This is a genomic window from Pseudarthrobacter polychromogenes (assembly GCF_014644495.1).
In the GTDB taxonomy this organism is placed as follows: domain Bacteria; phylum Actinomycetota; class Actinomycetes; order Actinomycetales; family Micrococcaceae; genus Arthrobacter; species Arthrobacter polychromogenes.
In genome coordinates this window covers 25,785-47,873 of record NZ_BMKU01000002.1, presented here as the reverse complement: position 1 = coordinate 47,873, position 22,089 = coordinate 25,785, and the positions used below count along the sequence as shown (strand labels likewise).

The following is a 22,089-nucleotide window of genomic DNA, read 5'->3' as shown; positions in this document are numbered from 1 at the left end:
CTCGAGTGAAACGATGGAAACCGCCCGCACGCCTGCGGAACTGCCCGGCGTCGTGACCCGCCTGTTCCGCGGCGTCCTCTACGCAGAATCGGACGAGAAAGTGTGGCAGTCCCTGCTCACCCTGGAATCGCAGGCCCGGGACTACGTGGCCGTGCTGGGGCTGGACCTGATCCTGGACGAGTCGGAGGGCTATGCGTTCCTGCGGTCAAGGGAGGACCCGGAAGGCAACCTGCCCCGGCTGATTCCGCGCCGCAGGCTCACGTTCGACGTCAGCCTCCTGCTTGCCCTGCTCCGTGGCCGGATGCTCGAGTTCGACACCAACAGCAGCGAGCTCCGCCTCATCATGACGGAGCAGGACATCGCGGACATGGTGGCGGTTTTCCTGCCTGAGTCCAGCAACCAGGCCAAAATCCTGGACAAGCTGGGCGCCACTATTAAAAAGGTGGTGGAGCTCGGCTTCCTCCGCAGGCTCCGCGGCCAGTCGGACACCTACGAGGTCGCCAGGATCCTGAAGGCCTATGTCGACGCCCAATGGCTGGAGGAGTTCGACGCCCGGCTCGCTGACTACCTGGCGTCCCTGGAGGAACCCGCAGGCGCTCCACCGCAAACGCCCGAAAGCACTACTGAAGGGGAACTGCCGTGACCGCGGACCTGCAGGACAGCCTGTTCAGCCTCGAGGACCCCGCGGAGGCGCCAGAGTCGCCGGAACAGAACACAGAGGACGACGCCGGCACTCCCCCGGGCTACCGGCTGCACCGCTTGGAGCTGCTCAACTGGGGCACCTTCCACCAGGGTGTGCGCACGTTCCGCCTGGACGGGGCGAACAGCCTCCTGACCGGCGACATCGGCTCGGGAAAGTCAACGGTGGTGGATGCCATCACCACGCTCCTGCTGCCCGCAAACAAGATCGAGTACAACAAGGCTGCGGGTGCCCAGAAGAAGGAACGCACCCTCATGTCCTACGTGCGGGGGTACCACAAGAGCACCCGCAGCACCGGCGGTGAAAACTCCAAACCTGTGTCGCTGCGCGGCACGGGTTCGCTTACGGTGGTGCTCGCCGTCTTCCGTAATGCTGTGCTGGACAAGTCGGTCACCCTGGCCGTCACGCTGTGGGCGGTCCAGGAGGCAGGCCAGCCCAACCGGTTCTATTCACTCGCGGAAACGGACCAGAGCATCGCGGCGGACTTCGCCAACTTCGGTCAGGACCCGTTCAAGCTGAAGAAAAAGCTCAAGGCTGCCGGCGCCACGGTGCACGACACCTTCGAGCCCTACGCGGCAGCGTTCAAGCGCCAGTTCGGCATCAGCGGGAACCAGGCCATGGAGCTGTTCCATCGGACGGTGTCCATGAAGCAGGTGGAGAACATCACCTCCTTCGTGCGCACCAACATGCTGGACGAGGACGACGTCGAGAGCCGGATCAAGAACCTGATCCATCACTTCGATGACCTCAAGAAGGCCCATGGCGCTGTGCTGCGCGCCAAGGACCAGATCGCCATGCTCGCTCCCATCCGCGAGGGCGCCTCCAGGCACGCCCAGCTCACGCATGAGGACCAGGAAGCCAGGGACCAGCGGGATCAGCTGCACCCCTGGTTCACCAACCAGAAGCTGATCCTCAGCCTCGAACATGCCGCCGAGCTCGACAGCACCGGCCAGCGGCTCCGCGAGGACAACGCAGCCGTCACCTCCCGCATCACCGAACTCCGGCATGATCTGAGCGCGGTTGCCGAGGACATCCGTTCCAACGGCGGCGGCCGGCTCGCGGCAATCGACGCGGACATCGCCCGCCTGGACCGCGAAGCCGCCGTGCAGCGGACCCGGTACCATACGTACGCTGCTGCCGCCGCGGAACTGGGCCTCCGGGCACCGGAGGACCGGGTGCTGTTCGACGCCAACCGGGACGGCCTGGCCGCCGTCGAGTCCCGACTGGCAGAGCAGAACAGGGACCTGCAGGAGCAGCGCACCGAGCTGACCATGACGCGCACGGTCCTGACCGAACGCGCCGCCGACCTCAAAGCTGAACTCACCAGCCTCCAGTCCCGGCGGAACCTGCTGCCGCTGGACCAGGTGGGGATCCGCCGCCGGCTGTGTGAGGGCTCCGGCGTGCCGGAGAAGGCGCTGCCGTTCGTGGGCGAGCTGCTGCGCGTCCGCGACGGCGAGGCCGCCTGGGAAGGCGCAGCCGAGCGCACCCTGAGGGGTTTCGCATTGTCCTTGCTGGTGCCGGCCGAACACTACGCTGCGGTGAGCAGCTGGGTGGACTCGAACAACCTCAGGGGCAAGCTCGTCTACCTGCGGGTGGGTGACTCGTACACGGCCCGGAGTGCCGAACCCGGGACCTTGGCTGCCAAGATCGCCATCAAGCAGGGCACGCCGTTCCGCGATTTCCTGCTGGAGGAACTGGCGGGCCGGTTCGACTACGTCTGCTGTGACACGCTGGCCGACTTCCGGCGCTTCCCCAAAGCGGTCACCGCCAACGGGCAGCTCAAGGGCGGCCGTGGACGGCACGAAAAGGACGACCGCAAGGACATCGCAGACCGGCGGAACTACGTGCTGGGCTGGGACAACCAGGACAAGGTCAACAGGTTCCTGACGGAGCTGGACGAGGCAAATGGCCAGCTCCAGGTGGCCGCCACGCAGTTGGCCAGCGTCGACCGCCAGCTGGGCGACCTCGGCCGGAAGAACCAGCAACTGGGCACCGTGCGCTCGGTGGCGGACTTCGGCGAGGTCAGCTGGGAGCTCACTGCCCGGCGAATCGAGGAGTACAAGGAGGAGCGGCGGGCGCTCGAGTCAGCCAGCAACATCCTCCAGGAGTTGGCTGCCCGGGAGGCTGTTTTGAAGGCTGACCTGCTGCGTTTCGAAGAGCGGGCCGGCAAGATCCAGCAGCGGCTCGGAGCCAATGAGAAGGACACCGAGAACCTCGCGGAGGCCATCGCCGAGTGCCGTGCTGTGCTGGCGGAGGACCCGCTGACGGACGACCCCGGATTGCTGGCATCCGTGGCTGGCCTCGCCGCCGGCGCGCCCGGGGAAAGAGTCCTCACCTACAAGAACACGGTCGCAGTGGAAAGCGCGGTGCGGCAGGAGCTGACAAAGGCCATCGATGCGCTGTCCAAGCGCCTGGCCACGGCGGAGGCCGGCACGGTGCGCCTAATGGCCGACTTCCGGAACAAGTATCTGAACGAAACCACGGAGATCGACGCTTCACTCGATGCCGCCGGAGACTACAGCCGCCTGCTCGAGCAGCTGGAAAAGAACGACCTGCCCAAGTTCGAGGCGCACTTCAAGGAGTCCCTGAACCAGAACACCATCCACGAGGTGGTGGCGTTTAATGCGTTCCTGGACAGCCGCCGGCAGGACATCGTCAGCCGGATCAACAAAATCAACGAGTCCCTGGCAACCATTGAGTACAACCGTGGCCGGCACATCCAGCTGGAGCACCAGAACACCACGGACCTGGACGTGCGGCAGTTCGGAACGGACCTGCGGGCCTGTTCGGAGGGAACCATCGGCGACGAGGACCAGTACTCCGAACAGAAGTATCTGCAGGTGGAGCGCCTGATTGAACGGTTCCGCGGGCGGGACGGCTTCACCGCCCTGGACGAGCGGTGGACCTCGAAAGTAACGGACGTGCGGAACTGGTTTACGTTCTCCGCCTCCGAGAAATGGACCGAGACCGGCGAGGAGTTTGAGCACTTCACCGATTCCGGCGGCAAGTCCGGCGGCCAGAAGGAGAAGCTGGCCTACACCATCCTGGCTGCAGCGCTGGCGTTCCAGTTCGGGCTGGGCGCCAACCAGGCTCCTGCCGGGGCCGGGACGAGCGCGGGTAAGGGCCGCAGCTTCCGCTTTGTGGTGATCGACGAAGCGTTTGGGCGCGGCTCCGACGAGTCTGCACGCTACGGCCTGGAGCTGTTCCAGCGCATGAAGCTGCAGTTACTTATTGTCACTCCCCTGCAGAAGATCCACGTGATAGAGCCGTTTGTGGCACACGTGGGCTTCGTGGCAAATACGAATGGCAACGATTCGAAACTGAGGAACATGACCATCCAGGAGTACCGGGACGAGCGCGACCGGCATGCCGGCTGACAGCTCCGCGGGCCGGGCACAGGGATGGACCACGCCGGCGGACCTTCGCACCTTGACGCTGAAGGCCTGGAGCAGCGGCGCCCTCCTCCGCGAACTGCTGGATCCCAGCGGGGCCTACCCCCGCCGTCGTGCCTTAAAGCGGCCGACGGCGGCGGCCCTCCTCCGTGACTACGCGGTGGCGCGCGCCTGGGCGGCCGGGTTGTTTGCCGCCGCGGGGCCCTTCACCCTGGAAACTACCGAGGTGGGGCGCAACACCATTGGGGCCAATCATCTGCCGGCCGCAGTGCTCTTCGCTTCGGCACAGGATGAAATTTCGTTCGCAGGCAAGGCAAGAGATGCCGCCTGGTTCGTGGCCCTGGCCGAGGGGCTGGCCGGGCTGGATCCTGCATTCCGCACCTGGGCGCTGCGGCGTCCGCTGAAGCTGCTGGACCTCGGTGGGGATGCCCTTACCGCAGCGCGCGTTGCACTGTGGCTTCGGGACAACCCGGAGCCCGGTGTCTACGTCCGCCAGCTGAGCCTCTCCGGCGTGCATACCAAGTTCATTGAGGGCAACCGGACGGTGATCGATGAATTGCTCGGAGCGCTGTCCGCGGAAACGGCGGCCAGGGATGCCCCGGAGGCTGCCGCGGAGCTGGTGGCTGACGCAGAGCAGGTAGCCGGGGTGGCCGCTGAAGCCGGCTCGCTCCTGGGGCAGCCGGCCCCGCGGACTCCCGCCGCTCGATTTGCCGTCCGGCATGGGTTCCTGCACCCTCCGGAGCTCGTGCGGTTCCGTTCACTGGATGCTGCTGTGCCGTTGCTGGGCAGCGCCCGGGATGTCACGGTGACGGCTGAGGCGTTCAGCACCCTGCGCCTGCCCGTCACAAGAGTGCTGGTCACGGAGAACCTGGTGAACTTCCTGGCGGTCCCGGAACAGCCCGGAACCCTGGCGATCTACGGCGGCGGGTACGGCTTCTCGGCACTGCGGGATGCATCGTGGCTGCGGGACTGCAACGTCCTGTACTGGGGCGACCTGGATACCCACGGGTTCCAGATTCTCGACCAGCTCAGGGCAGTCCACCCGCATGTGGTGAGCGTATTGATGGACGAAGCGACGCTCCTGGCGCACCGGGACGTGTGGGGCAGCGAGCCGGCACCATCCACGGCGGCCCTTGGCCGGCTGACTGCCGATGAGGCGGCGCTCTACAAAAGACTGCAAAACGACGCATATGGAACAGCTGTCCGGCTGGAGCAGGAACTCGTCCGCTGGGACTGGGTGCTGGCACGCCTGTTGGGTTAACCGGGATTGGGTTGACCGGGACTTTGGACAAACCGCGCCTGAAAGGACTTCGGACTCTGGCGACCGGGAGGGAACCGGCGGAGGATCGCCCTATCAGCGGTTTGCGGGCGAAAGGGCGCCGGTCATGATGTGGGGTTACGGCTCGAACATGGGCTGGATGATGTGGCTCTGGGGCGTCCTCCTGCTCGTTGGGATCGCGTTGCTGGTGCTCGTGGCCGTGCGGTTGTCAGGCACCGGTAGGACGTCAGAACGTCATCCTGAACCGCGGGGACTGCTAGGACCCGATGCCGGCCGGACCCGGGCGCAGCAGATCCTCGATGAACGCTTTGCCCGGGGTGAAATCGCGGAGGAGGAATACCGCGAGCGGCTGAGGGTCCTCGGCGAGGGCCCCTGATGCGTGCCATCAGCCGGCGGCGGGCGCTGCTGCTGGGAGGCCTGGGAGCGGCGGCCACGGTGGCCGGCGGAGCCGGACTCTGGTGGACGGCCACGTCCCGTTTCTCCCCCGAAGCCGGCGGTGGGTTCGCGGAGCCGGAGGAGCTGCGCAGCACTGACGGACAACTGAATGTCCGGCTCGAGGCTTCGCCCGTATCGGTGCCCCTCGGCGGCCTGCAGGCATCTATCCTGGGTTACAACGGAGGCGTCCCCGGCCCCACACTGCGGGTGCGGGGCGGAGACACACTCCAGATCGAGCTGGTCAACAACCTGGGGGTCCCCACCAACCTGCACGTCCACGGCCTCCACGTCTCGCCCCAGGGCAATGGTGACAATGTCTTCGTCATGGTCCCGCCGGGCCAGTCGTTCAGCTATGAGCACCGCCTCCCCGCGGACCACCCTTCCGGAACGTACTGGTACCACCCCCACCACCACGGCATGGTGGCAGACCAGGTTTCCGCCGGCCTTTTCGGCGCCATCATCGTTGAAGAAGAGGATGCGCCCGCCGTCAGCCGGGAACGCATCCTGGTGGTTTCGGACATCACCCTGGACGGCTCAGGTGCCCTGGCGGAGGCCACACCAATGGACCGGATGCTCGGGCGCGAAGGCCGGCTGGTTCTGGTGAACGGCCACAGCAACCCGGAGCTTTCCGCCCGGCCAGGCGAGCGCGAGCGGTGGCGGATCGTGAACACGTGCGTTGCCCGCTACCTGCGGCTCCGGCTGGACGGACAGCAGTGGGAGCTGCTGGGCATTGACCTGGCCCGTTTCCCCACACCGCAGACGGTGGACGAGGTGCTGCTTGCGCCGGGCAACCGTGCCGATGTCCTGGTCACAGCCACCGCTGGTGTGTCCGCCCTCAGGACCAGCTACTACAACCGGGGAAGCATGGCAGGCATGATGGGGCGGGCCGCCCGCGGACCGGACGGCACCGGGGACCTGGTGCTGGCAACGTTCTCGGTGTCCGGAACCCCGGCCACCGCGCCGCCGGCGTCGCCGCCGATGCCCGCCCGGCCGGCACCGGAGGACCTGCGGAACGCGGTGGTTGCAGCCCGCAGGCAACTGACCCTCGCAACAGGCACGGGTATGGGGATGGGCATGGGAATGATGTCATTCACCATCAACGGGCGGACCTTCGATCCGGACCGCACGGACACCGTTGTGGCTGCAGGGACGGTGGAAGAGTGGACGCTGCTCAACCCCAGCCCCATGGACCACCCCTTCCACCTGCATGTCTGGCCCATGCAGGTTGTCGAGGAAGCAGGGACCGCCCCGGACTCGGCTACCTGGCGGGACGTGGTCAACATCCCCGCCAACGGCCAGGTGAAAGTCCGGATCAGTTTCACGGGTTTCACCGGCCGTTCCGTGTACCACTGCCACATCCTTGACCACGAGGACCAGGGCATGATGGGCGTGATTGACGTCCGCTGAGCCAGGCACCAAACACTCACGGCTACCCGGATGTTCTACCGCCCCGCAGCGTAGCCCTGGCCGCCCCGCGGGTTGGCCGCAGCCTTCAGCACGCCCGTCTCCGGACAGCGAACCACAGCCGACAGGCGTCCCAGGGACCAGTCCCCCGCCCGGGTCACAATGTGGCCGCGCGCCTCGAGTCCGGAGACGACCCCGTCCCCGAGCCTGTCCTCGACAACCGCGCCGCCGGGCGTCCAGGTGCGGGGCCAGAAGGAGCCCGGGATGGATGTGGTGTGGAAGGCGGGCGCGTCGATGGCCTGCTGGGGCTCATACCTGCCCACGATCGTCCGCAGCAGGTACAACAGCTGCCACTGGTCCTGCTGGTCGCCGCCCGGCGACCCGAGAGCCGCCACCGCCCGGCCGTCCCGGAGCACCAGCGTGGGCGTCAGTGTGGTGCGCGGCCGCTTGCCGGGGGCCAGGGTGGACGGGGCGCCGTCCTCCAGCCACGTCATCTGCAGCCGTGATCCCAGGCAGAAGCCAAGCTCGGGGATCGCCGGGGAAGACTGCAGCCAGCCGCCGGACGGGGTGGCTGAAACCATGTTTCCCCACTGGTCCACCACATCGATGTGGCAGGTATCGCCGCGGGTTTCCCCGGTGGGCTGCACCGTCGGCTCGCCCACGCCCGCAAACGCGCCTTCCCCGCGGGCAGCGAGCGACGGCGGGAGGTACTCCGTGCGCAGCGGCGGCAGGAAGGGCGTGTGGCCGGGAACCCCGCCGGGCCGGAACGCGTGCGAGGCCTTCTCCCCGATCAGCTGCCGGCGCTCCGCGGCATACTCCCTGCTCAACAGGTAGTCCAGGGGCACCGCGGCGTCGCCGTAGTACGCCTCGCGGTCCGCGATGGCCAGCTTCTGCGCCTCCAGGATGGTGTGCGCGCCGAGCTCGGTGGAGGGATCCAGGTACTCGCCGCCGAACCCGTCCAGGATCGCGAGCGTCTGCAGCAGCGCCGGTCCCTGGCCCCACGGACCAGTCTTGGCAATGGTGTGGCCGCGGAACTCCAGGGTGGCTGCGGGCTCGTACCCGGCGGAGAATCCCGCAAAATCCGCTTCCACCATCACGCCGGCATGGTCCGTGCCGGACGAGTGGCGGTGCGGTTCGGCCAGGAACGCGACCGCCGCCTTGGCCACGAAACCCTCCCGCCACTCCCGCCGTGCGGCATCGATCCGCGCTGACCGCGGCGCCGGCGTGCCGCCGTCGTCCTCCACATCCGTGCCGGCGGCAATAAGCCGCTCAAGGACGTCCGCGTACGCCGCATTCTTAACGATGTCTCCCCCTGCGGGAACTTTGCCGTCCGGCATCCAGAGGGCGGCCGACGTCGGCCAGTGCTCCCTGAACAGCCCCGCAACGGAGGCGATGGTGCTGGCCACGCGGTCCAGGACGGGGTGCCCCTTCCTGGCGTAGCCGATGGCGAAGGACAGCACGTCCGCCAGGTCCCACGTGCCGTGGTCGCGGAGGAGCAGCAGCCAGGCGTCGACGGCGGCGGGCACGGCGGCGGCGAGCGCCCCGGCACCGGGCACCAGTTCCAGCCCTTCGGCAAGGTAATGCTCCCGCGTTGCCGCGGCCGGTGCGGGTCCCTGCCCCATCAGCACAACGGGTTCGGAGGGATTGCCGGCGGTGGTCAACACGCCCGTCATGTCCCCGCCCGGGCCATTCAGGTGGGGTTCCACCACGTGCAGAACGAACGCGCCGGCCACGGCGGCGTCGAACGCGTTCCCGCCCCGCTCCAGCACCGCCTGCGCCGAGGCCGTGGCCAGCCAGTGGGTGGAGGCCGTCATGCCGAACGTGCCCTGGAGGGTGGGGCGGGTGGTGAAGCTGCCTGCCGGTGTGTACGCCATGGAGTGCAATCCTAGGGACCCGGCGGGGACGCGGCCGTGACCGCCACGCCCGCCTCCCGGCCGGGGTCCGCTACGGATGCACCAGGATTTTGACTGCCGTGTCCTTGTGGTTGATCAGGGTGTCGAACCCCTGCTCCACCAGGTCATCGAGCGCGATCCTCCCGGTGATGAACGGCTTGAGGTCCACCTTGCCCTCCTGCACCATCTTTATGACGGCGGGGTGGTCGCGGACGTAGGCGATGGTGCCGCGCAGGTCGATCTCCTTGAGCACAAGCTTCTGCATGTCCAGCGTGGCCGGCGCGCCCCAGATGGCCACGTTGACCACCACGCCCCCTGGCCGGACGGCGTCGAGCATGGTGTCCAGCACGGCGTTTACGCCCGCGCACTCGAAGGCGACGTCCGCGCCGGTCCCGCCGGTGAGCTCCCGCACCCGCGCCGGAACGTCCTCCTTGCTGGGGTCCAGCACATGGTCCGCCACGCCGCTGGACGTGGCCTTCTCCTTCCGGGCCTGGGTCAGTTCGCTGACGATCGTGGTCACACCCATGCCCTTGAGCACCGCGGCGGTCAGCAGCCCGATCGGCCCCGATCCGCCCACCAGCGCCGTATCCCCGGCCTTCACGCCGCTGCGCTCCACCGCATGGTGCGCCACGGACAGCGGCTCGATCAGCGCCGCCTCGTCAAGCGGGATGTCCCCGATGGGGTGTACCCACCGTTTGTCCACCACGATGGTTTCGCTCAGGCCTCCGCCGCCGCCGGAGAGCCCGATGAACCCCATCTGCCGGCACAGATGGTAGCTGCCGGCCTGGCACATATCGCAGTCACCGTCCACAAAGTACGGTTCGACGACGACGTTGTCACCCGCTGCCAGCCCCTCCACGCCTTCACCGACTTCGGAGACAGTCCCGGAGAATTCGTGCCCCATGGTCACCGGCGCCTCCTCGTGGGACAGCGGGTGCGGATGGCCCGGCGCCGGGACGAAGATGGGGCCTTCCAGGTACTCGTGCAGGTCTGAACCGCAGATGCCGCACCACGCGACGTCGATCTTTACCGCTCCAGCTCGGAGCTGCGGCTCCGGGATGTCCTCGATGCGGATGTCCTTGCGTCCGTGGAAACGTGCTGCCTTCATGATGGTCTCTACCTTTCAGCGGGTGTGGTGGCTGGGCTGCAGTTCGTACACCGGCGTCTCCAGCCCTTCCATCCGGGCCTTGAGCTGCAGGGCCAGGTAGGAGGAGTAGTGCCGGCTTTGGTGCAGGTTGCCGCCGTGGATCCAGAGGTTGGGAACGTTGGTTGGTTTCCACATATTGCGCAGCTCCCCCTCCCACGGACCAGGGTCTTTTGGCGTGTCTGAGCCGTATCCCCAGCACTTGCCCACCTGGTCCGCTACTTCGGGCGAGACCAGGTCAGCCAGCCACCCGTTCATTGAGCCGTAGCCGGTGGCGTAGACAATCAGGTCGGCCTCCAGCTCCGTGCCGTCCGCCATGACCACGGCGTTGCCGGTGATCTTGGAGACCTGCCCTGACTTCAGCTTGACCCGTCCGTCGATGATCAGCTGGGAGGCGCCGACGTCGATGTAATAGCCGGAGCCGCGCCGCAGGTACTTCACGAAGAGCCCGGAGCCGTCCACGCCGAAGTCCAGATCGAACCCGGCGGCCTCCAGCTGCGAGTAGAACTCCGCGTCCTGCTCGGCCATCTGCTGGTACACCGGGACCTGGGTTTCCGGCAGGATCCGCATGGGCAGCGAGGCGAACAGGAGGTCTGCCTTCTCGGTGGTGATCCCATTGGCCAGCGCCTTCTCCGAGTACAGACCGCCCAACGCCAGGTCCATCAGGGATTCGCTCCGGGCGATGTGGGTGGAGGAGCGCTGGACCATGGTGACGTCGGCGCCGTGCTCCCAGAGGTCCGCGCAGATATCGTGAGCGGAGTTGTTGGAGCCGATCACCACGGCCTTCTTGCCCGTCCAGTCCCCGCCGCCGGGGTGCTGCGAGGAGTGCCGCTGTTCCCCCAGGAAGCTCTCGGCGCCGTCGAACGTGGGGATGCTGGGGTAGCCGGAGACGCCCAGGGCGAACACCAGCTGCTTGGGCCGGAGGGTGACAGGTTCGCCGTTGCGGAGGACGTTGACCGCCCATTCCTGTGTGCCGTCGTCGTACTCCGCGTCCACGCACTCGGTGCCGGACCAGTAGTTCAGCTCCATGATGCGGGTGTAGTGCTCCAGCCAGTCGCCGATCTTGTCCTTGGCGGCGAAGACGGGCCAGTCGTCCGGGAACTGCAGGTAGGGCAGGTGGTCGTACCAGACGGGGTCGTGCAGGTGCAGGGACTTGTAGCGGTTCCGCCAGGAGTCCCCGGGCTTCTGGTTTTTCTCGATGATGATGGTGGGCACACCCAGCCGCCGCAGCCGCGCCGCGAGGCCGATCCCGCCCTGCCCGCCGCCAATGATCACGCAGTAGGGCTGCTCTTCGTACCCGAGTTTCGCCTCCTGCTCCTCCTTGAGCTCCAGCCAGGACCGGCGCCCCCTGACGATCTCGTGCGCCACCCCCTGGTCGCGGCGCGGGCCCTTCTTCTCCTCGAAGCCCTTGAGTTCCTGCATGGTGGTGAGCAGCGTCCAGCACTTGCCGTCCCGCAGCCGCAGGTGGCCGTAGCCGCGGGCAGCGCCGGTTTCGAAAGCTATCCAGGCTTCCACGGTTCCATCAACGCCCGTACTGCCCGTGGCGTCCTCGGCCAGGGCCCAGTTGGCGGGCTGGACCCGGTCAAGGGTGGCTTCCAGCATCCGCCGGATGTCGGCTTTGCCTTCGAGCGTCTTGATGTTCCAGGTGAAGGCCACGAAGTCCCGCCAGTAGCTGTCGTCCCCGAAAAGCTCCAGCGCCGCCTCCACGTCGCGCCGCTGCAGGGCCTCATCCAGTGACGTCAGCCAGGCCTGCGCGGCGGCCGTTGGTGATTCGGTCATGTCCACTCCTTTGTGTGATGGTCCGTGGTGTTGGGGCGGCCCCGTTTCCGTCCTGCACCCTGCGATATGCTGGGCGGGCGTGAGCTGCGTCACCCCAGTGAAACGCAGTGGGGGTTACAGCAGCGTTGCATGCAACACCGCCGGGCGAAGGCGACGGCGGTGGAAGGGAGCCATGGACCACGGCCTGAAGTTCTCGGACCCGGCGGCGTATTCGCGGGTGCTGCGCCGCGCCCATGAACTGGTGATCTCCGGCGTTCCGCGGCCCGAAATCCCGGAACTGCTGGCCAGCTCGTGGCGCCGCTCCATGGCGCTGGGCATCAGCCCTGACCAGCACAGCCCCCGCCACCTGCATGAGGTGTCCGAGGTCCTGGAGCTGCGGCGGGAGCACCGGCTGCAGCAGGTCATGCCGGCGCTCAGCGAGCTCCTGGCCGATGACTCCAGCGACGGACGGCACCTCCTGGTGCTGACGGACGCAGGCGGCGAGATCCTGTGGCGGGTGGGCAGCGCCCAGGTGCTCCGGCGGGCGGACCGGCTGGAGTTCTCCGAGGGCGCGGACTGGTCCGAGGCGGGAATCGGCACCAACGCCATCAGCGAGGCTCTGGTCACCGGCCGTCCGGTGCAGCTGTTCTCCGCCGAGCACCTAGTCCGCACGCACCACGAGTGGGCCTGCACCGCGGCGCCCATCACCGATCCTTCCACCGGCAGGCTGTTGGGCGTGCTGGACGTCTCCGGGCCGTTGGAGTCCCTTACTGCGGACACGCTGCGCATGGTGCGGTGCGCGGTGAGCATGGCGGAGGCGCTGTTGAGGACGTCCGACGGCGGCGCGTCCCTGGGTGCCTCTTCCCTGGCTCCTGCTTCCCGGACGCCTTCCCGGACGAGGGCCGCACTGCGGCCTTCGGCGGCAGTCGAGTCTCTTGAACTGCTCGGCGACCAGCCGGCGGCGGTGTTCCGGAACGGCAGCCGGGTGCCGCTGACCCTGCGGCGGGCGGAGATCCTGGCGCTGCTGGATTCGCGGACGCAGGGCTGGAGCGCCGAGGAACTGGCCTACGAGCTCCACGGTGACGCGGGTATCGCAGCGTCCATCCGGACGGAAATGTTCCGGGTCCGGTCCCTGCTGGGCGATGCCATAGCGTCCAACCCTTACCGAATGGATAAGGGGCTCACCGGGCAATCGGATGCCGGCCAGGTGCTGCGGCTGCTCCGCGGGGGCAACGTGGCTGCCGCGCTGGAAGCCTACCGCGCTCCCCTGCTCAGCCGGTCCGGAAACATGGCGGTACAGCTCCTGCGGGACCGGCTGGAGCTGTCCCTGGGAGCGGCCGTTCGTGCCAGCACAGACCCCGCGCTGATCATCCGCTGGCTGTCCACGGACATGGGCTCGGCGGACATGCAGGCGGTGGAGGCGTTGGGGAAACTGGTGGGCAGGAGCGATGCACGGTATCTGTCATTCAGCGCGGGAGCGGCAGCGGCAGAAGCAAAACTCGCCATGGGCGGGACCTAAGGCACTTCCGCACCCGAGGGATCACGTGGGAAGTTGCAGGGGTGAGCAGGACACCCCGGCGGAGCCTCCGGCTGCGGCAATGTGACGCTGCCGGCAATGGGACAAAGACCAACCATGCTGCCGTCGTCGCCATCAAGGCAGTCCATACCCTGGCGTGGCTGTCGATTGAGTCGTGCGTTGTTTATCTGCTCATCACCGGCCTGGCCGGGCGCACCGACAAGCGTGCGGGCGTAGCCGCTGCAGTGGTCACCGCCGAGACCCTGGTGTTCGCCGGAAACGGGTTCCGCTGCCCCCTCACTGGCCTGGCCAAGCGGTACGGCGCCGAGTCCGGCTCGGTCACGGACATCTACCTGCCCCGGTGGTTCGCCCACAACTTGCCGGCCATCCACACTCCCCTGTTGGTGCTGATGGCCTACCTCCACCTGAAAAACCTCCGCCGCGGACGGGCAACTGGGTCCTAGGTTTCACCCTGCGGGCGCACTTACCGGACTGCGTTGTTCGCGTTCACGCGGCCGTTGGCCCAGTAGGTGCCGGTGCCGGAGATCTTGTCGGCGCTTGATTGGACCTTCTCCCGGATGGCCTTGTTGTCAGCTCCGGGGTTGACGCTCCAGGCGAGCGCGGCGGTGGCAGCCACAATCGGGGAGGACATCGAGGTGCCGTTGCCCACGTCGTAGCCCAGCGAGCGGTTGTTCTGTGTTCCCAGGTAGAACTTGTGGTTCGGGAAGGTGGAGTAGACGTTGACGCCGGGGGCGGCGATGTCCACCCAGCTTGCCCCGTAGGTGGAGAAGGATGCCTTGGCGTCGAAGTTGTCCGTGGCGGCGACGGCCATGACGTTGGGATACCCGGCCGGATAGATCTTGGTCTGGTTCCCGCCGTTCCCGGCAGCGGCCACCAGCACGGCGCCCTTGTTCCACGCGTTGTTGACGGCTGTTTCGAGAGTGCGTGATGCCCGCACCCCAAGGCTCATGTTGATCACTTTCGCCCCGTTATTGACGGACCAGTTGATTCGTTCGCGAGGCCTGAGCTCCGACGCCGCTGTCATTGAGGACTTTGCCGTCCAGGATGCTGCACCCCGGGCACACCCCGGCAACGCCAATGGTGTTGCCGGCGGTGGCGGCAACAGTTCCGGACACGTGCGTGCCGTGGCCGTAGTTGTCCTCGCCGGTGCTGGCACCGCTGAAGTTGGCCCGTGCCAAAACCTTCGGTGCGATGTCCGGGTTGTCGCTGGCGACTCCCGAGTCGAGGACGGCAACCCTGACGCCGGCGCCCTTGGTGACGCCCCACGCTTCGACGGCGTCCACGTCAGCGTCTGCCTTGCCCGCGCTGATAGTCAGTGTGCCGGCGGTGTTTGTGAACGACTGGCCTGTGTTGTTGAGGGCGTACTGGCGGCTGAAGTACTGGTCGTTTGACGCGGCCGTAACAATCTCGTCTGCCTCGGCGTAGTCGACGGCAGGGTTGCGGTCCAGCGCTTCGATGAGCTGGAGTTCCTTGCCCGCAGGGACCTTGATCAGGCGGGCGCCGGTGCCGCCGATTTCAGGTCCGTTACTAAGTCCGTACCCCCGCAGAACGGCGGCCGCCGCGGCGTGGTCCCGGAACTTGACCATGATCTGCCCGGCGATGTGGGACGGTTCGGCTGCGGTGCCGGGGGCTGCCAGGGTGATTCCGCCCAGCACCATCGCGGCCGCTGCGAAACCTGCCGTCAGGAGTCTTTTCATCCCGTCAGTTTGCTCCTCGCAGCCCTGGCTGGATAGGGCCCTTCGTGGAGAGGTGGACTAAGCCGAGTGATTCCGGACAAATAACATCTCTTGCCACGCAGTTAACCGCTGATTCATATTCCCCTCAGGACCTGTCCAACCGCCGTCCCTAGGTTCGAACGCATGGACAACATCTCCCGCAGATCCCTGATTTCCGCCGGCCTGGGTGCCGGACTCGTCGCCGCCCTGCCAGGTGCCGCCGTCGCCGTTTCCACAGCGGACGACGCCGGCCTCCGCACCGATCCCTTCATGCTCGGCATAGCGTCGGGCGAGCCGTGGCCGGACGGCTTCGTGATCTGGACGCGCCTCGCACTGGACCCGCTGGCCGAGGACGGCCTCGGCGGCATGCCCGCACGCCAGGTCCCCGTGGCCTGGGAAGTGGCTGAGGACGCGGGCATGCGCGCCGTAGTAGCCCGCGGCGTCGAGCACGCCCGGATTGAAACCGCCCATTCCGTCCACGTGGAGCTCCAGGGCCTCAAGCCCGGCCGCGAGTACTTCTACCGCTTCCGCAGCGGACGCCACCTCAGCCAGGTGGGCCGCACGCTCACCAGCCCCGCGCCGCACGAGACGCCGGCCGCGCTGGCCATGGCGTTCGCCAGCTGTTCGCAGTATGAGCACGGCTACTTCACCGCCTACACGCGCCTGGCCGAGGACCAGCCGGACCTGGTGCTGCACCTGGGCGACTACCTCTACGAGTACAAGAAGGACAGCTACGTGATCGGCGGCGGCAACCCGCGCGACCACCAGGGCCCGGAGACCACCACGCTGCAGGGCTACCGGCAGCGGCACGCGCAGTACAAGTCCGACGCCGACCTGCAGGCCGCGCACGCGGTGGCACCTTGGCTTGTGGTGTGGGATGACCACGAGGTGGACAACAACTGGGCGGACGAAATTCCGGAGAACAGGGACGCCGGCCAGCTCAACGACACCACTGAGCGGTTCCGCCAGCGCCGCGCCGCCGCGTTCCAGGCGTACTACGAGAACATGCCGCTGCGGAGGTCCTCCGTGCCGGCCGGGTTCGACATGAAGATCTACCGCACCATCCAGTGGGGCCAGCTGGCCAACTTCCACATGATGGACACCCGGCAGTACCGCGACGACCAGCTGGCCGGTGACGGCTGGAAGAAGAACGTGGCCGAACGGCTCGCGGAGAACCGGACCATCACCGGCGCGGAGCAGGAGAAGTGGCTGCTGGACGGGTTCCGGAACTCCACCCAGCGCTGGGACATCCTGGGCCAGCAGGTGTTCTTCGCCGAGCGTGACCGCGCGCAGGCGCTGGAGATTGACGACGTCTCCATGGACGGCTGGGACGGGTACGCCGCCTCCCGCCGCCGCATCACCCAGGGCTGGCTGGACGCGAAGGTGCGCAACGCCGTCGTACTCACCGGCGATGTGCACCGCAACTGGGCCAATGACCTCAAGGTGGACTACAAGGATCCGGCCTCGCCCGTGGTGGGTTCAGAACTGGTGTGCACGTCCATCACCTCCACCGGCAACGGCACCGGCTCCACAGCCGATCCGGTCATGGCGTGGAACCCGCACCTGAAGTTCTTCAATGACAACCGCGGCTACGTGAACACGCGCATCACCCGCGACTCGATGACGGCGGACTTCCGCACGCTGGACTACGTCACGACGCCGGGCGCACCGGTTTCGACGAAGGCGTCCTTTGCCATCCAGGACGGGGTTCCGGGGCTGCAGGCGCGGGGGTAGCCTCTGAGAAGGACGTACGACGGCGGGGCGGCCGGCATTTCTGCTGGCCGCCCCGCCGCCTGTGTGCAGTCAGCGTGAAGGCTTCTGCGCCGGCTGCCCGGTGAGCGTCACCGCCCTGCGCCCTCTGCGGGCATTACTTGAGGCTCAGTACCTCGTCGATGGGGCGGCCGTTGACGAACACCTGGGCGCTCGTGGCCCCGGCCGCGGCCATGGCCGTGTACTCCAGCTGCGCCTTCGCACGGGGAATGTCGCACACGCCGCCCAGCATGAACTGCCCGGTGAGGTAAATGGTGATGGTGCTGCCGGCCAGCTCCCCGCCGGCGTAGGTAAGGCTGGACTGGTACAGGACATTCACAAGCCCCGAGAGGCCGACGTCGCGGCTCTTGTTCGAAAGCAGGGCCTCGACGCTGGGACGCACCTGGTCCGTGAAGCGGACCGGCGCCGTGGTGGTGGCCACGAGGCTGTCGCCGCAGCCGATCAAGGGACCGGAGACGCCGTTGTCGTCCACGGCAACGTAATAGATGGTCAGCGGGGCCACCTGTTCCGGAAGCCCTCCCGGGGCAGGTTCCTCGGTGGGCGGCGGGCTTGTGGGCGGCGGGCTTGTGGGGGCGGACGACGGCGGGGCGGCGGCTGTGGAGGGCGGGGCCGCCGGCGGGCTGGTCGCCGCGGTGGGGCTCGCCGTCGTTGGTGCGGCTGGGCTGGTGGTGGGTGCCGCCGTCGTTGTTGTTGCGGTGGAGGTACCCGTGGGCGCCGGGGCCGGCGGGCCGAAGCAGCCTGTGAGGATGACCAGGGCGCTGAAGGTGAGAACGCTGAATGCCGAAAGCCTGGGCCTGGTCATGATGCTCCTTGGGGTGCTGGCGTTACCGAAATGCGAAACTTTTGGGTCCGCTGCTGCTGCGGGCCCAAGCGTTGGCGCGGGTTCCGTGTACCCGCGCAGTCAAGAGTTACGCAAACGCGTACAGAGCCTCGCGTGGCCGGGCACCTGGTCACCAGACGGAGTCGCCCCGCAGGACGGCGTCGCTGCCGCCGTCAACATAGATGACCTGTCCGCACAGGTGTGTGTTCTCCTCGCTGTTGAGCCACGCCAGCAGGCGGGCAACGACGGTGGGCTCGGCGATCCCGTTCAGCGGCATCGGGACCACATTAAGCAGCTGCTCCCGCCGTGCCGGGGTGGCGATGAGGTCGGCTGTCATCGGGGTGGCGATGATGCCGGGCGCCGCGGCATTGAGCGGGATGCCGGCCCCGGCCCACGCCGGCGTGGCGGCCTCGCGGCGGACCCACCGGGAGAGCGCCAGCTTGGCCGACGCGTAGATCAGCTGTCCCGTACTCGCCGGATCCCTGGCCAGGACCTCAGCGCGTGCCATGGCAGCGGGCTCATCCCCCGCCGTCAGCAGAGCAACGAGCTCACCGTCGCTGGGCAGGAGGGCGGCCATCGAAGAAACGAGGACGGCCCGTGGAGCCTCCGATCCCGCCAGAAGGGGGCGGAGGCCTTCAAGGGTGGCCACCGTGCCGAAGTAGTTCACGGCCACGGTGGCGGGCGCCGGGACGGCCAGGCCGGCGACGGCGTAGATGGCATCGATGGATCCGCCGCTGAGCCTGCCTGCCTCTTGGACCAGGGCTGCGCGCCCTTCAGCGGTGGAAAGGTCCACCACCACCTCGGCGTCGTGGATGTCCACCCCAATGACCCGTTCGCCCCGCTGCTCAAGCAGGTCCTTGGTTGCCTTCCCGATGCCCGAGGCAGCGCCGGTGAGGACAGATGTGCGGGGCATGGTGTCTTCTTTCCCTGGCCAGCCAGCATGTGGTTCCACTGTGCCCGCCTGCCCGCCGTGCGGCCAGAGTCCAAGGGCCCCCGAACGCGGAAGGGCCTGGGCCCGGTTTGAAACCGGACCCAGGCCCTTCCGGCGCTTGGTCAGCGTGTCCTACAGTGGAGCGGCTCAGCCCAGGATGAGGTTCAGGATGAACAGCAGCGGGATGGAACCGGCCCACACGGCGGTGGTGATGCCGGACCAGCCGCGGAGCGCTGCGGTGCCTTCGAGCCCGGTGAACCGGGTGACCACCCAGAAGTAGGAATCGTTGAAGTAGCTCAGGATCATGGATCCGGCGGTGCAGGCCATGGCCGCCACCAGCGGGTCGATGCCCAGCGTGCCAACCAGCGGGGCGGTGACGGAGGCGGCGGTGATCATTGCCACCGTGCCCGAGCCCTGGGCCAGCCGGACCAGGGTGGCCACCAGGAACGGCACCAGGAACGCGGGCAGGGCCGTGGCGGCGATGGCCTCGGCCAGGGCGTCACCCACGCCCGAGCTGCGGAGCACCTGTCCCAGCGCTCCGCCGGCACCGGTGATCAGCAGGATGAGCCCGGCGGAGGCGGCAGCCTCGGCAAACCAGTGCTGGACCCGGCTGCGCGGAGTCCACCGCGGCAGCAGCACGTAGACCGCGAGGAGGACGCCGATGATCAGCGCGATCACCGGGTTGCCGATGAAGGCGAAGGGAACAACCCAGGCGGACGGCTCGTACGTGCCGCCCACTACGCCCTGGGCGTTCTGGTCGATGGCGCCGGTGACCGTGTTCAGCACGATCAGCAGCAGCGGGACCAGGAGGGGCAGGGAAGCGAGGAACGCACCCACGCGGTGCGGCTTGGCGCCCTCGGGCGGGGTGCCCAGGTCCAGCTCGGGATCGTCCGGCAGGTCCTCCTGCGCGGGGGCGGCGGCGTCGTCGTCGGTCATGGTTCCGGTGCTGCCGTGGTGGGATCCCTCAGCGGCACCCACCAGCGCGGCGCGGCCGTAGACGGCCTCGCGGACCTCCTCGGTGACGGAACTTTCGAGCTTGGGTCCCATCCACTTGGCGTAGGTCACGGCAATGGGAAGGAGCAGGACGGTGAACACCAGGCCGGTGAGGATGACAGCTCCCAGGTCCGCGCCCAGCAGGCCGGTGACGGCCAGGGGGCCGGGGGTGGGCGGGACCAGGTGGTGAGTCAGGGTCATGCCGACGCCCAGTGCCAGGGCCAGCGTCACGTAGCCGGCGCGCTTGACCCGCGCGATGGAACGGGCCAGCGGGTTCATGATCACGTAGCCGGAGTCGCAGAAGACCGGGATGGACACCAGGGCGCCCACGGTGCCCATGGCCCAGGGCTCCCGGCCCTTGCCGAACAGCCGCAGGAAGGCCAGGGCCAGCGCGTTGGCGGCGCCGGAGACTTCGAGGATCTTGCCGATGGCCACACCCAGGCCGATCACGATGCCGATCGAGGCAAGGGTGTTGCCGAAGCCGGTGGTGATGGCCTTGACGATGTCGAGGGGGCTCTGGCCGGCCACGAGGCCGGTCACGAGGGCGGCGATGAGCAGCGCGACGAACGCGTCGAGCCGGGTGCGCAGTACGAGCACGACGATGGTCGCGATGCCCAGTACCAGCGCAAGTAGCAGTTGTATATCCACGTTGATGTACTCCTTGGGGACAAGAGCCCGGGCGCGCTGCCCGGCTCTCCTCGAATGGCGCCAGTGCCTTTTGGAATTGACTCCGTCGAGTGACGGGTGCCACACTATCCGGACATAAGACATCTGACAAGCCAATGGAGGAGGGATGCCGGTGAGCCGCCAGACACTTGCTGACTCGGTCTTCGCCGAGCTTCTGGAACGCGTGCTCTCCGGCGACCTTCCGCCCCAGTCGTCGCTGCCGGCGGAGGCGGAGCTCGCCAAGTCCGCCGATGTGAGCCGGCTGACGGTCCGCGAGGCCCTGAAGACCCTGCAGGCCCAGAACATCGTGACGGTCCGGCGCGGCCTGGGGACCTACGTGAATCCGCCCGAGGAATGGACGGGGCTGGAGGCCATCCTCCGGGCAGCCGCCCGCGGCACCGGGATTGACGAGGCAGCGCTGAAGCTCCTCGAGGTCCGCCGCATCATGGAAACCGGGGCCGCCGAACTCGCAGCCAGGCACGCCACGGCCGAGCATTTTGCCGCCATGGAGAAGGCGATTGCGGACCTGGAAACGGCGCATGAGGCCGCAGACCTGGACGCCGTGACCCTGGCGGACCTTGCCTTCCACAACGTGGTGTTCAGGGCTTCGGCGAACCCGTTCCTCCCGGCGCTGCTGGGCCAGCTGGGCCACCTGCTCTACACCACGCGCCGGGAAACCTCTGCGTTTCCCGAAGTCCAGCGCCATGCGCTGGAGCACCACCGGCTGGTCCTGGCGGCGATTGCCACGGGAGAAGCGGAAACAGCCCGCAAGGCCATGGACGAGCACATCAACCAGACCTACGACGACTACGCACGCTTCATCAAAGCCAAGGAATCCAACACAGGAGTTGAACCAGCATGACCGGAACCACCGTTTTTCCCGCTGCACGCACGGCCGTCCTGACCGGCGCCGCCTCGGAGCGCGGCATTGGCCGCGCGACTGCAGACAGGCTGGCCCGCGAGGGCTGGAACATCGCCATCCTGGACATCGACGGCGAGGCTGCCGCCCTGGCTGCCAAGGAGATCGGGGACAAGCACGGCGTGCAGGCGCTGGGACTGAAGACGGATGTCTCGGACGAGGCGTCCATCGATGCCGCCGTCAGCCGGGTGGAGGCGGAACTGCCTCCCATCGTGGCCCTGGCCAACATCGCCGGCATCAGCTCCCCGCGGCCCTTCATGGAGGAAACCAAGGAAGGCTGGGAGCGGGTCTTCGCGATCAACATGACCGGGACCTTCCTGGTAACCCAGCGCGTCCTTGGCGGCATGATTGACCGGAAGCTTGGCCGGGTTGTGAGCATCTCCTCCATCTCCGCCCAGCGCGGCGGCGGCACCTACTCCAAGGTTGCGTACAGCTCCGCCAAGGCCGGGATCATCGGCTTCACCCGCGCCCTGGCCCGCGAGATGGGCGAGCACGGCATCACCGTCAACTGCATCGCCCCGGGGCCCGTGGACACGGACATCATGGGCGGCACGCTGACGGACGAGCGGAAGAAGGAGATGTCCAAGGACATCCTGGTGGGCCGCGTGGGAACCGTGAACGACATGGCGGCGTTGATGGCCTTCCTCATGGGCGAGGACGCCGGCTTCATCACCGCGGCCACCTACGACATCAACGGTGGACTGCAGATTTCCTAGGCTTCTTCAGGCGAGCGC

18 protein-coding genes are annotated in these 22,089 nt (G+C 67.7%); 10 read left to right on the top strand and 8 right to left on the bottom strand.

Annotation, left to right across the window (positions count from 1 at the left end; translation table 11 throughout):
- Positions 1 to 13 precede the first annotated feature (13 nt).
- The 5 genes from IEX43_RS03510 (at position 14) to IEX43_RS03490 (ending at position 7,213) form a co-directional block, all read left to right on the top strand.
- A complete protein-coding gene (locus IEX43_RS03510) occupies positions 14 to 643 on the top strand; it encodes a DUF4194 domain-containing protein (protein ID WP_229666299.1) in 630 nt (209 codons plus the stop codon).
- Positions 640 to 4,077 carry an ATP-binding protein gene (locus tag IEX43_RS03505; RefSeq protein WP_188809112.1) on the top strand — a complete coding sequence of 1,146 codons (3,438 nt, stop codon included), beginning with the start codon at positions 640 to 642 and terminating at the stop codon, positions 4,075 to 4,077. The genes IEX43_RS03510 and IEX43_RS03505 overlap by 4 nt, the downstream gene beginning before the upstream one ends.
- Positions 4,067 to 5,353, top strand: a complete 1,287-nt coding sequence (locus IEX43_RS03500; RefSeq protein WP_188809111.1) for a Wadjet anti-phage system protein JetD domain-containing protein — start codon at positions 4,067 to 4,069, stop codon at positions 5,351 to 5,353. Before IEX43_RS03505 ends, IEX43_RS03500 begins: the two co-directional genes overlap by 11 nt.
- Before the next feature lie 124 nt (positions 5,354 to 5,477).
- A complete protein-coding gene (locus tag IEX43_RS03495; protein ID WP_188809110.1) occupies positions 5,478 to 5,747 on the top strand; it encodes an SHOCT domain-containing protein in 270 nt (89 codons plus the stop codon).
- Positions 5,747 to 7,213, top strand: a complete 1,467-nt coding sequence (locus IEX43_RS03490; protein WP_188809109.1) for a multicopper oxidase family protein — start codon at positions 5,747 to 5,749, stop codon at positions 7,211 to 7,213. The genes IEX43_RS03495 and IEX43_RS03490 overlap by 1 nt, the downstream gene beginning before the upstream one ends.
- 35 nt (positions 7,214 to 7,248) lie before the next feature.
- On the opposite strand, the gene IEX43_RS03485 is transcribed toward IEX43_RS03490, so the two are convergent.
- From IEX43_RS03485 to IEX43_RS03475, 3 genes are all read right to left on the bottom strand, one after another.
- Positions 7,249 to 9,084: a gamma-glutamyltransferase family protein gene (locus IEX43_RS03485; RefSeq protein ID WP_188809108.1), complete on the bottom strand. Its 1,836-nt coding sequence runs from the start codon at positions 9,082 to 9,084 to the stop codon at positions 7,249 to 7,251.
- A gap of 70 nt (positions 9,085 to 9,154) precedes the next feature.
- Positions 9,155 to 10,210 carry a 2,3-butanediol dehydrogenase gene (locus tag IEX43_RS03480; protein WP_188809107.1) on the bottom strand — a complete coding sequence of 352 codons (1,056 nt, stop codon included), beginning with the start codon at positions 10,208 to 10,210 and terminating at the stop codon, positions 9,155 to 9,157.
- 15 nt (positions 10,211 to 10,225) lie between these two features.
- Entirely contained in the window at positions 10,226 to 12,025 is a 1,800-nt protein-coding gene (locus IEX43_RS03475; RefSeq protein WP_188809106.1) for an NAD(P)/FAD-dependent oxidoreductase, read from the bottom strand.
- Between the two features lie 172 nt (positions 12,026 to 12,197).
- Here IEX43_RS03475 and IEX43_RS03470 point away from each other — a divergent pair, with 172 nt between their 5' ends.
- Together IEX43_RS03470 and IEX43_RS03465 are read left to right on the top strand one after the other, a co-directional pair.
- Positions 12,198 to 13,523 carry a GAF domain-containing protein gene (locus tag IEX43_RS03470; protein ID WP_188809105.1) on the top strand — a complete coding sequence of 442 codons (1,326 nt, stop codon included), beginning with the start codon at positions 12,198 to 12,200 and terminating at the stop codon, positions 13,521 to 13,523.
- A 41-nt stretch (positions 13,524 to 13,564) separates the two neighbouring features.
- Positions 13,565 to 13,984 (top strand): hypothetical protein, encoded by a 420-nt coding sequence (locus IEX43_RS03465; RefSeq protein ID WP_229666298.1) that lies wholly within the window; start codon positions 13,565 to 13,567, stop codon positions 13,982 to 13,984.
- Positions 13,985 to 14,004: 20 nt separating this feature from the next.
- Here IEX43_RS03465 and IEX43_RS20495 read toward each other — a convergent pair whose 3' ends face one another.
- Complete coding sequence (locus IEX43_RS20495; RefSeq protein ID WP_308422198.1) at positions 14,005 to 14,490, bottom strand: S8 family serine peptidase; 486 nt, start codon at positions 14,488 to 14,490, stop codon at positions 14,005 to 14,007.
- 19 nt (positions 14,491 to 14,509) lie between these two features.
- Complete coding sequence (locus IEX43_RS20490) at positions 14,510 to 15,238, bottom strand: S8 family serine peptidase (protein ID WP_308422197.1); 729 nt, start codon at positions 15,236 to 15,238, stop codon at positions 14,510 to 14,512.
- Positions 15,239 to 15,400: 162 nt separating this feature from the next.
- On the opposite strand from IEX43_RS20490, the gene IEX43_RS03455 reads away from it, so the two are divergent.
- Entirely contained in the window at positions 15,401 to 16,990 is a 1,590-nt protein-coding gene (locus IEX43_RS03455; protein WP_188809104.1) for an alkaline phosphatase D family protein, read from the top strand.
- Between the two features lie 133 nt (positions 16,991 to 17,123).
- Here the strand turns inward: IEX43_RS03455 and IEX43_RS20200 are convergent, their stop codons facing one another.
- The 3 genes from IEX43_RS20200 to IEX43_RS03440 form a co-directional block, all read right to left on the bottom strand.
- On the bottom strand, positions 17,124 to 17,828 hold the full coding sequence (locus IEX43_RS20200; RefSeq protein ID WP_229666297.1) for a hypothetical protein: 705 nt from the start codon (positions 17,826 to 17,828) through the stop codon (positions 17,124 to 17,126).
- A 148-nt stretch (positions 17,829 to 17,976) separates the two neighbouring features.
- Complete coding sequence (locus tag IEX43_RS03445; protein ID WP_188809103.1) at positions 17,977 to 18,759, bottom strand: SDR family oxidoreductase; 783 nt, start codon at positions 18,757 to 18,759, stop codon at positions 17,977 to 17,979.
- Between the two features lie 165 nt (positions 18,760 to 18,924).
- The gene (locus tag IEX43_RS03440) at positions 18,925 to 20,418 is read right to left on the bottom strand and encodes a GntP family permease (protein WP_229666296.1); all 1,494 of its coding nucleotides are present in this window, start codon (positions 20,416 to 20,418) and stop codon (positions 18,925 to 18,927) included.
- 145 nt (positions 20,419 to 20,563) lie between these two features.
- Between IEX43_RS03440 and IEX43_RS03435 the strand changes: the two genes are divergently transcribed.
- Positions 20,564 to 21,298, top strand: a complete 735-nt coding sequence (locus tag IEX43_RS03435; RefSeq protein WP_192043687.1) for a FadR/GntR family transcriptional regulator — start codon at positions 20,564 to 20,566, stop codon at positions 21,296 to 21,298.
- Positions 21,295 to 22,071 (top strand): SDR family NAD(P)-dependent oxidoreductase, encoded by a 777-nt coding sequence (locus IEX43_RS03430; protein WP_188809100.1) that lies wholly within the window; start codon positions 21,295 to 21,297, stop codon positions 22,069 to 22,071. The genes IEX43_RS03435 and IEX43_RS03430 overlap by 4 nt, the downstream gene beginning before the upstream one ends.
- Positions 22,072 to 22,089: the final 18 nt, after the last annotated feature.